The organism is Ochrobactrum vermis (assembly GCF_002975205.1).
GTDB lineage: Bacteria > Pseudomonadota > Alphaproteobacteria > Rhizobiales > Rhizobiaceae > Brucella > Brucella vermis.
On sequence record NZ_PCOC01000002.1, the window covers coordinates 756,236 to 771,424 of the forward strand.

The following is a 15,189-nucleotide window of genomic DNA, read 5'->3' on the forward strand; positions in this document are numbered from 1 at the left end:
ATGACAGCTATTTATTTTCGGCGTATTGCCGCTTGCCGGTCTGAACTGTCTGATAGAGGGTTTGCGCGGCTGTCGGCAGTGTGGAAAGCAGGCCGCTATGTGTATCGCCTGCCTTGTCTGCCCACCTCTTCTGCTGTTCTTCAGTTAAGAGCACGAACTTGCCACCATTGGCTTCGAATTTACCGACTTGTACTTTCTCGTCAGCATCCTGGCGCTGCCGCATCTCATCGGTGGACGGCATTGCTGATTTGAGCAGGTCCTGAATCTTAGGCGGTAGTCCGTCATAGACGCGCTTGTTGATGAAAAATCCCTGTTCGTGATGGTACTGATGGGTGGTTACATAATTCTTGGCGAACTGGGCGGCGGGTGTTGTCACATAGAAGGTGAAGGGCAGGTCGCCACCCTCAACCATACCTTGCTCCAGCCCAGTAAAGAAATCCGGCAGGGAAAGCTGGACGCCGTTGACACCGATGTTCTCCCAGAACGCGCGAGCCGATGCTGCGGGCGGGACCCGAAAACGCTGGCTTGCAATATCATCGGGGGTTGTGCAGGTGGACTTGCAGAAAAGGTTTGACCAGCCAGCATCGCCAAGCCCGATTAGAACCAGCCCATTATCCTCGAAAATTTGTTCAAGTGCAGGACGCACAACGTTATCCGTGGCCCAACGGCGTTGTGCGTCATTGTCCCACAGATAGGGCATGGACATCACTGCGACAGGGGGAAGCGATACTGCGGTCGCCGCCAGTCCGCTGGTGCCGATTTCAAGACGGCCACGGATGACCTGTTGGGTCATTTCCTGATCGTTGGCGACGAGCTGGTACCCGATCTTGTAGTCGTCACCGCTCTGCGCGTTGAAATTGTCGATGAATGTCTGGATGATGCCCATCATCATCGAACCTGGCCGCAGTGATCCGGCGATGCGTAGGGTTTCAGTCGCCTGCGCTGTTCCAGTCATTGCGACCGTTGCGGCCAGAGAGCCAAGCAGCGCGATCCTCGTGATTGTCTGCATGTTGTTACCTCCTCCTTTATTATACCTTACGCTGTCCCCAATGACGGTCCGTATTATTCTTTTCTTGCAGCAGGTTCAGCGGACAAAAAACATGACAATCTGCGGCACATAGGTGGTGATCAGCAGGGGGATCAGCATCAGGATGACGAAAGGCAGCGCACCGCGTACTATGGTCGAAAAGCTTTCCCTGAAAACGCTCATTGCCACGAATAGATTCATGCCGACTGGAGGCGTGATGTAACCGATCTCCAGATTGACCGTAGTAATGACGCCGACATGTACGGGATCGTAGCCCTGGGCCTGCATCAGCGGCAGCAGTAGCGGCGACAGGATCAGAATCGCGGAACCAATGTCCATGAAGCAACCCGCAATCAGCAAGATGATGTTCAGTGTTAACCCCGCCGTGATCGGATTGGTGATCCACTGGCTCAACCACTCGACCATCATCTTCGGGATGCCTTCATAGTCGAGAATGGTGTTGAAGCTGCCCGCGATGGCGAGAAGTGGCAGAAGCGTGCCGAACAGGCGGATGGATTCCCCCAGCATTTCCGAGAAGCCTTTCATCGTCAGGTCTCGATAGACCAGCCCTTCGACGATAAGAGCGTAGACGAGTGAAACCACGGCTGCTTCGGTTGCCGTAAAATAGCCGGTATAGATACCTCCAAGTAGCAGAACTGGAAGGAACATGGCCGGGCCACCGCGTTTCAGCGCATTCAGGAGACGAGGCAGTGAGAAATTGCCACGAGCCGAGATCGGGGCGACGATTACGCAATAGATCACGAAGAAGGCCGTCATGAGGATGCCAGGGCCGATGCCACCCATGAAGAGTTTAACAATCGAAGTATCGGTGATGATGCCGTAGAGCATCATGGGAATTGATGGGGGAATCAGGATGCCGAGTGTCCCGCCTGAACATAGCAGGCCAAGCGACAATTGTTTGGAGTAGCCTTCCTTCAGCAGCGCCGGATACATGATTGAGCCGATGGCGGCGAGCGTGACGATGGATGAGCCTGAAATAGCTGCGAAAACCGCACAGGCCAGAATTGTCGCCACCGCAAGACCGCCACGAATATTGGCCGTCAGTTCTATCATGATGTTGATCAGGCGCTGCGCAATGACGCCCTTGCTCATGATGTTGCCCGCAAGGATGAACATGGGGATCGGCAGAAGCACATCGCGATCAACCGTGAACCACAAATCCTGAATGAAGAATTCGACCGATGAATTGCGCGCTACGAACTGATGTAGACAGATCACTGCAAAGGCAAGCATCAGCACCATGGGCTGGCGTAGTATAACGAGGGCCAGACTGCCGCCCGCAATCAAGAAGCCGGTCATATATCGGCACCTCCGTCATTCGGCCGTAAGCCGGGAAAGCAACTAAACAGAAAAAACTTGAACGCAGAAAAGCCGAAGGCGACGACAAGCACGCTTTGCACTTTCCAGATGTTGAAGGGTAGGGTCATGTCCTGCTCGCCGAGCTGGTAGGTGCTGGCGATGAACAAGAAGGACGCATAGGCAAGTCCGAGACACAATATACATGAGATGATGTCGGCAAGACGTGCGAAGAAGGCGTCGTATCGCGGCGAAATCAGCTTGTCGAGCACGGTGGGACGTAAATGACCGCCATAGGAGATCACATAAGAGAAGCCCATGATTCCGGCGACTGCCATGCAATAGACGGCGACACGCTGGGCGCCGAATATGCCTTGGCCGAGAACTTCCCGTCCAAAAATGTCCAGAACCAATGCGATTGTACCGGCAATGAAGGCAATATAACAGATGATCGTCTCCATTCGCACGACTGCCTTGTAGATGAAGACGATCAGCGCATTCGTCTCCGAGTGAACCAGCGTTCCTTTGGAGTGCGCGTCTTTGGTTGTTTCCATGGGCTTGACCTATGCCTGCTGCGCTGCCGTATCCGATTGTCCAGCGAATATTCCGGTCATCAGCGTGCGTGCTTTGAACAACGATGCTGACGGGATACTCAGTTCATCTGGCTGACAAACTTGGTTTCGAGATAGGCTGCGGTTGCTTCGGAGCCGCCTTCCGTTCCGTAACCCGAATCTTTAATTCCTCCAAACGGCACTTCAGGCAGTGCAAGGCCGTTGTGATTGATACTTAGCATGCCTGCTTCCATGTCGCGGGTCAGAGCGTGAGCTGTTCTGGCGGAACTGGTGAAGGCATAGGATGCAAGGCCGAAAGGCAGGCGATTTGCTTCGCCGATAGCATCTTCGTATGATTGGAACCGGTTGATGATAGCTACGGGGCCGAAAGGTTCTTCATTCATGATCTTTGCCGAAATGGGAACATTGACCAGCACGGTTGGTTCGAAGAAGTTGCCCTTGTTGCCGATCCGCCGTCCGCCCGTCTTCACTTCTCCGCCCTGCTGTACGGCATCGGCTATCAGGTCTTCCATGGCAAGGACGCGCCGTTCATTTGCCAGCGGTCCCATCTGGATTGCGTCATTGAAACCATTGCCGACGATGATGGCTTTGGCGGCCTTCACGAAGCCGTTGATGAACTGTTCCGCTACTCCTTCCTGTACAAGAAAGCGCGTTGGAGAGATGCAGATCTGACCGGCGTTTCGAAACTTGGAAGCGGATGTCACGGAGATTGCCTTTTGCAGATCCGCGTCGTCAAAGATGAGGACCGGCGCGTGTCCGCCCAGTTCCATCGTGACCCGTTTCATATGTAGGCCAGCAAGTGAAGCCAATTCCTTGCCTACGGGAGTAGAGCCGGTGAAGGAGATTTTGCGAATTGTCGGATGGGGAATTAGATAGGATGATATTTCCGATGCCTTGCCGTTGACAAGATTGACGACGCCAGCGGGGATTCCTGCGTCGGCGAAGGCTCGCACCAGTTCCGCCGGGGAGGCCGGGGTCTCATGCGGTGCTTTTACGATGATCGAGCAGCCGGTCGCGACCGCCGCTGAAAGCTTTCGAACAGCTTGGTTGATGGGAAAGTTCCACGGTGTAAAGGCTGCAACCGGTCCAATTGGCTGCTTGATTGCCAGTTGGGACACGTCGCTGTGGCGAGCTGGAATGACCTGGCCATAGGTGCGCCGGGCCTCTTCGGCAAACCACTCGATGATGTCCGCTGCACTTAGAACTTCTGCTCTGGACTGTTCCAGTGGCTTGCCCTGCTCGAGCGTCATGAGGCGGCCTATATGATCGACCCGCTCTCTCATGAGGCTGGCGGCCTTGCGCATGATTTTCGAACGTTCGAACGGAGACGTTTCCCGCCAGACACGAAAGCCGCGTTCGGCGGCAACAAGAGCTAGATCAAGATCTTCCTGGCGAGCCTGTGCAATATGGCCGACGATCTCGTTTGTTGCCGGATCGATAAGCGGCATCGTTTCGCCCTTAAGCGCGTCGCGCCATTCACCGTTGATGAAAAGTTTGATCTTCAGTTCGTTTAGCATGGGCACCGCTCGAATATTTTGGCTTTGAGGGTCTGCGATACTGTTGGCGATATCGCATACGGTTGCTATATGTTCTGAAATATAGAACGCTATTCCAAATATTTATTGTATAGGTAGACAACCTTTGTCAAGCTGGATTGTCGGCAAAACCTATTGTCCGGTTGCGGAGTTGTCATAATGGAATTGACAAGGAAGATATGGCGGCGATAGACTGGAATTCAGAACTGTATTCTATATTCTAGAACACTCCCGCAATCTGCAATTCCATTCGGAATGACGATGCGTCTGGGGCAATATATGCAAGGCGCGAGAGAGATCGCGGGACGCGGTTGCAGCGCATCCAAGCAGGCACGAAACTACAATATCAAAGCAGACAGTGGGTTACGCATGAGCGATGAACTGACATTACGCAATGAAATCATCGAAGGCTGCCGGAGCATGAATAGCCTCGGCATCAATAAGGGTACGTCCGGCAACATCAGCATGCGCTATGGAGACGGCTTTCTGATTTCGCCGACGGGTATTCCCTATGAGAAGCTTGCTCCGGAACATGTTGTCGCGATGCGCTGGGATGCGAGCTATGAAGGCGATGTGCTACCCTCCAGCGAATGGCGCTTTCACAGGGATATTCTAATGGCGCGCGACGACCTTAACGCGGTCGTACATACGCATTCGACCCATGCCACTGCCGTTAGTATCCTTGAACGGGATATCCCTGCGATCCACTATATGATTGCATCGGCGGGCGGCTCAAGCATCCGATGTGCCCCTTACGAAATCTTCGGTTCGCAGGAGTTGGCCGACCGGATCATTGACGCGCTTGAAGGACGGCGTGCGTGCCTTATGGCGCATCATGGCGTTGTCGCAGCGCATGTTTCGGTTGCACGAGCGCTTTCGCTGGCTGTGACCGTAGAAGAGCTTGCCCGGCAGTATCTTCTTTGCCTGCCATTTGGCGAGCCGCCAGTCTTGTCGGAGACACAGATTGCTGCCGTTCTGGAAAAGTTCAAGACATACGGACAGCAAAGCAACGCAGCACTAGACGGTCTTAGAGTTGCATCGTGACGGTGAGCCGGTCTCGTTCGACGATTATCATATTTCTATTTTTTATCTGCAAAGGTTGAAAGCATGACAATTGCTCTTGATAACGATCCGGTGGGTTTTCGACCAGCGTCCCGTATCGCTTCCGTTGGTGTCTCGAAGATACTGCAAATCGGTGCGAGGGCAGCTGCCATGAAGCGCGATGGCCATCCGGTTATTGTGTTGGGTGCGGGTGAGCCGGATTTCGATACGCCGCAGAATATCAAGGAAGCAGCCAAGGCCGCGATCGAAGCGGGGCAGACGAAGTACACTGCGCTTGACGGGACAGTGGCTCTGAAAATGGCAATCATGGAAAAATTTCGCCGTGAGAACGGTATTGATTATTCGAATGACGAGATCACGGTGGCCACCGGTGCAAAGCAAATTCTTTTCAATGCGTTCATGGCTACACTCGATGATGGTGACGAAGTAATTATTCCTACCCCTTACTGGACATCTTATTCTGATATTGTTGAAATTTGCGGCGGTATTTGTGTCACGGTTCCCTGCGATACCAGGTTCGGGTTTCGCCTTCAGGCCGAGCAACTTGAAAAAGCCATTACGCCAAAAACGCGCTGGGTTCTGTTGAATTCGCCTTCGAATCCTTCTGGTGCAGCCTACAGCGCTGACGATTATCGTCCATTGATCGATGTGCTGCTGCGCAATCCGCATGTCTGGTTGATGGTTGACGATATGTACGAGCATATTGTCTATGATGACTTCAAATTTGTGACACCAGCAGCTCTGGAACCTCGCCTACACAAGCGAACGCTCACCATTAATGGGGTTTCAAAGGCTTATGCAATGACCGGCTGGCGTATCGGTTATGCTGGCGGACCGAAGGCGCTCATCAAGTCCATGGCGGTCATCCAGAGTCAGGCGACATCATGTCCTTGCTCGGTCAGTCAGGCGGCTGCGGTCGAAGCCCTGAACGGGCCGCAGGCGTTTTTGAAAGAACGTCGAGATGACTTTCAGCGCCGCCGGGATATCGTCGTCAGCGGCTTGAATGCTATTGATGGGCTTGAATGCCGTACGCCGGAAGGCGCTTTCTTCACTTTTGCCGGATGCGGTGGCGTTTTGGGCAAGACGACGCCTAATGGACGAACGATCGTCACAGACAGCGATTTCACCGATTATCTTCTGGAGGAGGCATTCGTTGCCGTTGTTCCGGGGTCGGCATTCGGTCTGTCGCCGTTCTTTCGTATCTCCTACGCTATATCGGAGGCGGAGCTAAACGACGCGATAAACAGGATCAGCCGAGCCTGCGCCGCGTTGACATAACGATTGTTCATCAATGAGACACAAGGGCGGTTTGGCTTCAATGAAGTCGAAACCGCTCTACCTCTTGATTTTACTGGATCTTCAAGCAGACTTGGAGCATTTCCGGTCTATGCTGAATCATCAGATATTTCTATCTGTTTGTTATCAAACGCATATTTCCCCGAAAACCACTTCACGCTTTTGGGATGCGCTCCAATCGGCCCGGTTGAGCCGCTTATGGACGAATTTTCTTGTGTAGCTGCTTACACATTTGGGGGAAAGCTCCGCCCTCCCAGCGCCCGTGTTATCATTCTGGAAGCTTCCATCACATGAACGGAGTATTCCTTGATCTGTTTGCGCTTCAGCCGGGTATCCGGACCGGATATTCCGATCGCACCAACCAGCTCGCCGGAATGCCCCAGAACAGCACAGGCACAGGCAGCAATGCCTTCCCGCCATTCGCCTTGCGGAACAGACGCATATCCTTGCTGACGTATCAGGTCTATATCCGCTTTTAACTCTTCAAGGCTCGTCTTTGAGGAAACCGTATAGGGCGTAATCAGATCTTTAAACTGTTCCAGATAGGAATCTGGCAATTGCGCCAGCATCGATTTGCCCGTGGCGACCGTCCATGCAGGGGCTCTCGAACCAACGCTAGTATGCGCTCTGACATGATGCGCACCCTCGATCTTGTCGACATAGACGACTTCCGTTCCTTCAAGGACCGACAGGTGGATGGTTTCACCGGTAAGTTCAGAAAGCATTGCAAGCGCCGGATGCGCTACTTCAATAAAATTCAGTCTCTTGATAACAAGACTACCGAGTTGCCAGATTTTCGTTGTCAGTTCGTAGGTACTATGCGGAGGAATCTGGCGAACATAGCCATTCCCTATGAGCGTCGCCAACAGACGATGCACATTGCTTTTGGTCAGTCCCAATTCATTGGCGAGATCGGTTATCCCGCGAGGTTTTTCACTGGCTGCCAAGGTCTCGATCAGCCGTAGTCCCTTGATAAAGGCTTTATCCATTGCGCGCTTGCATTAATCTCGTTTTGGGTTTCGTATCTCAATTCATCGCAGGCTTGCTGAACATGCTTTCGACGATAATGCGTTAGAGTGTATTAAAATGAAAACTATAGAATAGATTGTCCCGCAGGAAAAGCGCCGAGCCCAAAAAACGGGCTCGGCAATTATTAATTATTGTGCGAGCAAAGCATTCAGTTTTTCTTGTGCATATTCTTCATTTGTTGATTTTCCGTCTGGCGATGGCGCACCCCAATAATCTGCGCTCCATTCAATGGCCTGTTTGACGTTTTCGGGATTATTGGCCCACAGCCGGCTCACTTCCGGGTCGGCGGCTTCATAGACTACCGAGGATGGCACGGGCACCGGATAGGCTGTCGACAGTTGGGCTGCGCGGTTTGCATCAAGGCGATAGGAGAGAAGCTTCAGAGCATTCTCGGGATTGGGAGCACCTTTGGGAATTGAAAAGAAGTCATAATAGACGAAGCCCTGATTCCAGGTCATGTTGATTGGGGCGCCTTCATCCTGTCTGAGTGTGATGATACGGCCCACATATGCCAGACACATGTCTGCTTCTCCATCCAGCATAAGCTGAGGTGCCTGAGCGGCCGTCGTCCACCACTTGGCCACATTGGGTTTGATCTCCGCAATTTTTTTGAGCGCCCGTTCCATATCAATCGGATAAAGCTCGGATTTGTCGACGCCGTCGGCCATCAACGCTGCTTCAAAAACAAAGCGCGGCCATGCGGGCAGGCAGCGTTTGCCGGGAAATGCATCCACGTTCCAGAAATCAGCCCAGTTATCTGGGTGTTTTTCATCATATTTATCGGTGTTGTAGGCAAGTGTCACACCAATGACCTGCAGCGCTACGCCCTTCTGCCGCTTCAGATTGTCTGGCATCGCGGCAAGCGTTTTCTGGGCTCCATCGGAGAGCTTGCTATAATCTATATCCAGGAGGCAACAATCGCCAAGAAGTTTGGTTTCTTGATCAAAGATGAATGTTAGATCCCACTGTGCCTTTTCAGCGGCTGCCTGTGCCTTGATCTTTGGCCCGCTACGGGCATCCTGAATGGTGATGACCTTGATGCCGGTATCCTTTTCGAATGGATCATACATGATCGAACGGAGCGCTTCACCATAAGCGCCGCCCGGATCCTGCATAATGACTTCCTTGCTTTGCGCATTTGCCCCCATCACGCCGAGCAGGCTGCATGTGGACGCAATCATTGTTCCCATGAAAAGCTTTCGTACCGTTCGCATTACCTGTCTCCTCCCTGTTTTGACATTGAATTTTGGATTGATCTTACGCATTTGCTTTCTTCGACCTCGTCAGAACGGGGCCGAACAGAAGTATCCCGCCCACCACCAGGACGACTTCCAGCGTTGAGACGACGGCGAGTACCGGATTGAGCTGATAGTTTACGTCCGCCCACAGGCGCAGCGGCAGCGTCTTCAACTGGGCGCTGGAGAGAAAAAGGGACAGGACGAGTTCGTCAAAAGAGTGCAGGAAAGCAAAGAATGCTGCCGCAGCAAGGCCGGGGGCGATCGCGGGCAGCGTCACTTTCTGCAATACCACCAGCGCTGAAGCGCCATGTATTGCCGCAGCCTGTTCCAGCCTTCTATCCACACCTTGCAGACTGGCAGCCACGATAACCACGACAAGGGGTATCCCGCCGATGGCATGGGCGGCTGCGAGCCCCAGTCTCGTGCCGATCAGGTCGAACTGAAGAAACAGGCTGTAGAGTGACAGCCCCAGCACGACCGGTGGCACGATGATGGGACTGACCAGAAGCAGCATGACGAGCGTCTTTGCTTTGAATGTTCCTCGAACGATACCCATCGCCGCTGATGCGCCGAACAGGACGGAGATGAATGATGAGATTGCCGCAATACTTAAAGATGCGAAGAATGCTGCCAGCCATTCGGAGTCCGAGAAGAATTTCTGATACCATCGCAACGAAAAGCCGGGCGGTGGGAATGTCAGAAAGCTTGCCTTGCTGAACGAAATGATGATGACCACAAGGATGGGCCCTATCAGGGCCAGTATCACCAGGGCTCCCAATAGCCTGACTGTCCATGTGCCGGAGCTTTCCGGCAATTTTCCAAGCAAACGTAGAAGTGGCCATCCAAAACTGTCTGCCACTATGGCTTTGAGGGATTGGCGGGCTTGCCGATTATCACTCTGGGATGAGGAAGTGCTTTTGCCTTCGGCCAGTTTTCCTCCACCCCAGATGAAATCAAAACCCAGAAACCGTCCGGCGATCCCGACGACCAGAAGCGTAATCAGGAGTAGGACCACCGCAAGGGCCTGAAGGAAACCCTCACTGGTGAGGAAATCCGCTTGTTGTGTTATATGCATCGCGAACATCTGGTCGCCGGGGCCACCAAGCAAGGTCGGCGTGATGAAGAAACCGAGGCCGGTTACGAATACCAGCAGAAACCCAGCGCCGATGCCAGGAAAGGTAAGCGGAAGCAGGATACGCCAGAAGACTGCAATTGGTCCTGCACCGCTGGCCAGAGCCGCCCGTGTGAGATTGTTATCAATCTTGGAAACACTGGAATAGATGCTGAGAACCATGAGGGGAAGCAGAACGGCTGTCATTCCGAGTAGAACGCTGCCGCGATTGAAGAGCAGTTGTGCGGGCTCATCGAAGATACCAAGCCACAGTGCGAGCTTGTTCAACGGACCGTTACGACCGAGCAGTACCATCCATGCATAGGTCCGGATTAGAATCGCAATGAAATACGGAAGAATGATTGCGGTCGCTATGAGCATTTTCACAATGCCGCGGCTGCGGTGAAGAAGAAGTGCAGTAGGATATCCCAACAGCAGACACATTATTGCAACGGAAACAGATATCTCCATCGTTCGAATCAGCGATTCCCAATAGAGGGCAACGGAGAATATGCGCTCGAAATGGCTTGTCCAGTTGGGACCGCTGATGCTCAGGCGAAATAGATCGAGCAGTGGCCAAAGATAGATGAAGCTGAGAAAGATTATAGAAGGCAGCAAAAGAACTGACGGATTCTTCAGTCTTTCAAGCCATGGTCTTGTCGGCTCCATACGACTGGAAGCGTTGCCCTGGGCCATCGTCATGACAATACCCAGCAATCTTCGGCGCTCCAGCTTACGTAGAGCTGCTCACCAATTTCGGGAATTGGTCTGCGATGACTGTCTGTACAGCGGATTACCAGCTTCTCACCACTGTCCGTTCTTGCTTCTATTCGCAGTAACTCTCCGAGAAAGAGGGCTGAAGTCACCTTGACCGGGAGTGAATTCTGGTGTTGCGTATTTGTAAAGGAAATGCGCTCTGGACGTACAAGTACAGTGACCCGTCTTGCATCAACCTGGTTGCCGCTTTCGACTTCGAATGTGAAACCGGCCTGGCTCTTCAACAAAAGCCGTGTTCCTCGTCTTTGAAGCACTTCGACATCAATAAGATTCGATTCACCGACAAACGAAGCGACGAACCGTGTTTCGGGATGGCGATAGATTTCTGTTGGTGTGCCTATCTGAATGATCTTACCTGCATCAAGAACGGCGATACGATCACTCATCGTAAGGGCTTCGCCCTGATCGTGGGTCACGAAAAGAATGGTGCTTCCGATTGTTCGGTGCAGTTCTCGGATTTCTATCTGGATGGATTCCCGAAGACGGCGATCAAGGGCGCTCAACGGCTCATCCATCAGAACGATGCGCGGGCGCATGACAATGGCTCGTGCTATCGCCACGCGCTGTTGCTGGCCGCCGCTCATCTGGCCGGGCATCTTTGCCGCATGAGCCGCGAGTTGCATCATTTCCAGCGTTTCGGCAACGCGTCTGTCGGTCGTTGCTCGATCCAACCCGGCCATGCGCATTGGGAAAGCTACGTTCTGCGTCACCGTCATGTTTGGAAACAACGCGTAGCTTTGAAATACCATGCCGAAGCCGCGTTTATGCGGTGGTATGTGCTGTACAGGACGACCGTCGACGAGAATTTCACCTGAATCAATCTTCTGAAACCCCGCGATGACATTCAGAAGTGTGGTTTTCCCGCTGCCGCTTGGCCCGAGAAGAGTGATAAACTCACCAGGAGCGATATCAAGATTTGCATCATCGATTGCAAGGAAACCGGCGTAACTCTTGCGAACCTGAGAAATGCGAATGCTACTTCCGATGACTGTGGAGGGCATTGAGGTGATATTTGTCCGATTCTGTCTGATGTACGTGGTGTCAGGGGACTCCTTGAGCTGTTTTGATGTAGCGGTCATAAATCCTCCCATTGGTTCTACATAATAGAACGATATTCCATAAATAGATTATTTCGTTCACCCAGCTTGTCAAGCAGTCACAGAAAATTGCCTCTGCCGCTGGTTAGAGGATTGACAGGTCGTTACGCTGGACGTTAACTCTAATTTAGAAATAGGTTCTATAATACAGAACACACAACGAAACGTAGAACGCGTTTATGACGCGCCCGGCTAATGGGAGGGTCACTTGCGATCCAAGCTTTGCGAATTGGCCAGCCTAGTTAAAACTGGCATGAAAATCGCGATTCCGGTTGATTATGCCGGTGTCTCGATGGCCATGACCGGAGCGCTTGTCGAAAATGGTGCAAGTGACCTTCATCTGGTTTGCGTGCCGACCGGGGGGGTGCAGGCAGATATCCTGATCGGTGCAGGGCTGGTCAGATGTATTGAAACGAGCGCTGTATCGCTGGGTGAGGCCGGCAGTGCGCCGCAGTTCAGTAACGCTGTCAAGCAGGGTGAAGTCGCGATACTCGATTCAACTTGTCCCGCGATTCATGCCGGTTTGATGGCGGCCCAGAAGGGGAGTCCGTTTCTGCCGATACGGGGACTCATTGGCACTGATATATTACGCAATAGGCCTGACTGGCGCCTTATCGAAAATCCTTTCTCGAAGGATCCTGACCCCATCGTTCTGGTGCCTGCCATCCAGCCGGATGTTGCTATCTTCCATGCTCCAATGGCTGACCGGTTCGGTAATGTCTGGGTGGGGCGTCGCCGGGAATTGGCGGCGATGGCATATGCTTCACGACAGACAATCGTAACTGTCGAAAGGGTTGTAGAGCACAGCTTGCTAAGTGACGAGATCACAGCCGCAGGCACGCTCCCGTCACTCTATGTGACGGGTGTTGCTGTCGCGCCAAAAGGGGCCTGGCCCTACGGTCTTTGGGGAGAATATCCTCCTGATCTTGCAGAGCTGAAACGCTATGCCGGGCTTGCGCGAACCGCTGCCGGGTTCGCAGAATATATCAAGTCGCTTTCTCCGGAGTCCGTGCAATGATGCCAATTCTTGCTCGAGAGACACTGATTTATACAATCGCACAACTTCTTGAAGGTGTGCGACACGTTGCCGTTGGAGCATCGTCTCCCATCCCTGCCGCCGGTGCAATGCTTCGACGTGCGCTCAACAGGCGCGACGGCGGGGAAGCGGTCAAAATCTCGATTCTGGGTTCGGTCGAACATAATTTCTTCACCAACGGTTCCGCAGAGCTTTTTGATTGTGCTGGTCAGGGTCGGATAGATGCCTTTTTTCTGGGCGGTGGACAGATTGACGGGAAGGGCAACATAAATCTTGTCGGCGTCGGTGATTATCCGCGAAGCACTGTGCGGTGGCCTGGTTCCTTTGGCTCTGCCTATCTTTACTTTGTCGTTCCGCGCATCATTCTTTTTCGCGAAGAGCACAGCCCACGTGTTCTGGTGAAAGAAGTGGATTTCATAAGTGCGGCGGGTGTCTCCGAGAAGAATGTCTACAGAACCGGCGGACCATATGCGTTGCTGACGGGCAAGGGGCTTTTCCATTTTGATAAAGAACGTGAAAATTTCCGTCTGACAAGCCTGCATAAAGGGCATGAGCTGGCAGACGTTATGGAAGCGACCGGTTTCGACTTCGATCATTCGCCCAGGCCAGATTTAACGCCCGATCCTGATCCTTCCATCCTCCAGTTGCTGCGAGGACGTATATTGGACGAACTTAGCGAAACCTATCCAGAATTTGCGACCGAGATGCGCCAGGAAATCGAGATGCTCTCGTCCGATGCATTTGAAATACAGGAAAATTGACATGACGCATAAGCAAGTTTCCAACGGATCTCTTCAAGGCTTGAAAGTCATTGATGCAAGCCGAGTGTTGGGTGGGCCATATGCGGGGCAAATTCTCGCGGATCACGGCGCTGATGTCGTCAAGATCGAGCCACCGGGTGGGGATGAAACCCGTGGATGGGGACCGCCTTTTCTGGATGATGCGGCAAGCTATTTTCTTGGTCTCAATCGCAACAAACGCGGCATGGCGCTAGATATGTCCAAGTCGGCCGGACAAGAGTTGCTGCTGCATCTGCTTGAGACGGCCGATGTCTTCATTGAAAATTTTAAGAGCGGCACGCTTGAGCGCTGGGGCCTGAACCGTACAGTTCTGACTGAACGTTTCCCCAAGCTCATTCATTGCCGGATATCCGGTTTCGGTAGCGACGGGCCACTGGGCGGCTTGCCCGGCTATGATGCGGCGATCCAGGCGGCTTGCGGCATTATGAGTGTGAACGGTGAAAAGGGTGGACAGGCTCTGCGTGTCGGTTTGCCGGTGGTCGATATGGTAACCGGCCTGAACGCCGTCATAGGGATTATGATGGCGCTGAATGAACGCGTAACGAGCGGTAAGGGCCAGTTTGTGGAGACGACACTCTACGATTGCGGCTTTTCTCTTCTCCACCCGCATTTGCCGAATTTCTATCTCTCGGGGAAAGTGGCTGGAACCTCCGGCAATGCGCATCCTAACATATGCCCGTATGACACATTCTTGACCGCGACGGACCCGATCTTTCTTGCAGTCGGCAATAACCGGCAGTTCGAGATATTATGCCAGATGATCGGTAAGCCGGATCTGCCTTCAGATTCACGATTTACAAACAACGGGCAGCGAAATCGAAACAGGGACGCCTTGAAGGCTGAACTGGAAAAGGGGTTGGCTGCTTTTGAATGTAAGGCGATCGCGAAGGATTTGATTGAGGCCGGGGTTCCCTGCGGTGCCGTTCGAACCATCGATCAGGTGATCGACGATCCGCATACGAAACACCGGGAAATGGTTGTGGATATCGATGATTTTCGCAGTACAGGGAGTCCGATCAAGATGTCGCGAACTCCGGCCAGTTATAGACGCAAGCCGCCGCGCTTTGCTCAACATACAAATGAAATTCTTAGCGAGCATGGTGTCGATATCGAGGACTATCGGGAAGTTCTGCCAGGGATGGAAACGGTTTCACCAATACCGGCAAAAACGGTCTAGAGATTTACTGTGAGAATTAAGGCTGGTTTGCGTTCGGGAAACGATAAAGGCAAACAGGACGATTTTGGCAAAGCCGTTTTACGGAAACCGTTCTGGTTTGGTTTATCGGCATTCC

General features: G+C 52.8%; 13 protein-coding genes. 5 read left to right on the forward strand and 8 right to left on the reverse strand.

All coding sequences use genetic code 11. The annotated features are described in order from the left end of the window. Nucleotides 1–7: 7 nt before the first annotated feature. The 4 genes from CQZ93_RS17865 to CQZ93_RS17880 form a co-directional block, all read right to left on the reverse strand. On the reverse strand, nucleotides 8–1,009 hold the full coding sequence (locus CQZ93_RS17865; protein WP_105543947.1) for a TRAP transporter substrate-binding protein: 1,002 nt from the start codon (nucleotides 1,007–1,009) through the stop codon (nucleotides 8–10). A 75-nt stretch (nucleotides 1,010–1,084) separates the two neighbouring features. After that, nucleotides 1,085–2,347, reverse strand: a complete 1,263-nt coding sequence (locus CQZ93_RS17870) for a TRAP transporter large permease (RefSeq protein WP_105543948.1) — start codon at nucleotides 2,345–2,347, stop codon at nucleotides 1,085–1,087. Next, nucleotides 2,344–2,898 (reverse strand): TRAP transporter small permease, encoded by a 555-nt coding sequence (locus CQZ93_RS17875; protein WP_105543949.1) that lies wholly within the window; start codon nucleotides 2,896–2,898, stop codon nucleotides 2,344–2,346. The genes CQZ93_RS17870 and CQZ93_RS17875 overlap by 4 nt, the downstream gene beginning before the upstream one ends. A 98-nt stretch (nucleotides 2,899–2,996) precedes the next feature. Further along, complete coding sequence (locus CQZ93_RS17880; protein ID WP_105543950.1) at nucleotides 2,997–4,433, reverse strand: NAD-dependent succinate-semialdehyde dehydrogenase; 1,437 nt, start codon at nucleotides 4,431–4,433, stop codon at nucleotides 2,997–2,999. Nucleotides 4,434–4,820: 387 nt separating this feature from the next. Here CQZ93_RS17880 and CQZ93_RS17885 point away from each other — a divergent pair, with 387 nt between their 5' ends. After that, entirely contained in the window at nucleotides 4,821–5,495 is a 675-nt protein-coding gene (locus CQZ93_RS17885; protein ID WP_105545196.1) for an L-fuculose-phosphate aldolase, read from the forward strand. A gap of 63 nt (nucleotides 5,496–5,558) precedes the next feature. Further along, a complete protein-coding gene (locus CQZ93_RS17890) occupies nucleotides 5,559–6,791 on the forward strand; it encodes a pyridoxal phosphate-dependent aminotransferase (protein ID WP_105543951.1) in 1,233 nt (410 codons plus the stop codon). A 242-nt stretch (nucleotides 6,792–7,033) separates the two neighbouring features. Here the strand turns inward: CQZ93_RS17890 and CQZ93_RS17895 are convergent, their stop codons facing one another. From CQZ93_RS17895 to CQZ93_RS17910, 4 genes are all read right to left on the reverse strand, one after another. Continuing rightward, on the reverse strand, nucleotides 7,034–7,798 hold the full coding sequence (locus CQZ93_RS17895; protein ID WP_105543952.1) for an IclR family transcriptional regulator: 765 nt from the start codon (nucleotides 7,796–7,798) through the stop codon (nucleotides 7,034–7,036). A gap of 168 nt (nucleotides 7,799–7,966) precedes the next feature. After that, complete coding sequence (locus CQZ93_RS17900; RefSeq protein ID WP_105543953.1) at nucleotides 7,967–9,052, reverse strand: extracellular solute-binding protein; 1,086 nt, start codon at nucleotides 9,050–9,052, stop codon at nucleotides 7,967–7,969. 43 nt (nucleotides 9,053–9,095) lie between these two features. Beyond that, on the reverse strand, nucleotides 9,096–10,889 hold the full coding sequence (locus tag CQZ93_RS17905) for an ABC transporter permease subunit (protein WP_339561742.1): 1,794 nt from the start codon (nucleotides 10,887–10,889) through the stop codon (nucleotides 9,096–9,098). After that, the gene (locus CQZ93_RS17910) at nucleotides 10,886–12,043 is read right to left on the reverse strand and encodes an ABC transporter ATP-binding protein (RefSeq protein WP_286154083.1); all 1,158 of its coding nucleotides are present in this window, start codon (nucleotides 12,041–12,043) and stop codon (nucleotides 10,886–10,888) included. The genes CQZ93_RS17905 and CQZ93_RS17910 overlap by 4 nt, the downstream gene beginning before the upstream one ends. A gap of 247 nt (nucleotides 12,044–12,290) precedes the next feature. Between CQZ93_RS17910 and CQZ93_RS17915 the strand changes: the two genes are divergently transcribed. Genes CQZ93_RS17915 through CQZ93_RS17925 form a run of 3 tightly spaced genes read left to right on the forward strand, consistent with a single transcriptional unit; the run spans nucleotide 12,291 to nucleotide 15,074 of the window. Further along, nucleotides 12,291–13,079 (forward strand): CoA transferase subunit A, encoded by a 789-nt coding sequence (locus CQZ93_RS17915; RefSeq protein WP_210201129.1) that lies wholly within the window; start codon nucleotides 12,291–12,293, stop codon nucleotides 13,077–13,079. Further along, nucleotides 13,076–13,858 (forward strand): CoA transferase, encoded by a 783-nt coding sequence (locus CQZ93_RS17920; RefSeq protein WP_105543955.1) that lies wholly within the window; start codon nucleotides 13,076–13,078, stop codon nucleotides 13,856–13,858. The genes CQZ93_RS17915 and CQZ93_RS17920 overlap by 4 nt, the downstream gene beginning before the upstream one ends. A 1-nt stretch (nucleotide 13,859) precedes the next feature. After that, entirely contained in the window at nucleotides 13,860–15,074 is a 1,215-nt protein-coding gene (locus CQZ93_RS17925) for a CaiB/BaiF CoA transferase family protein (protein ID WP_105543956.1), read from the forward strand. Nucleotides 15,075–15,189: the final 115 nt, after the last annotated feature.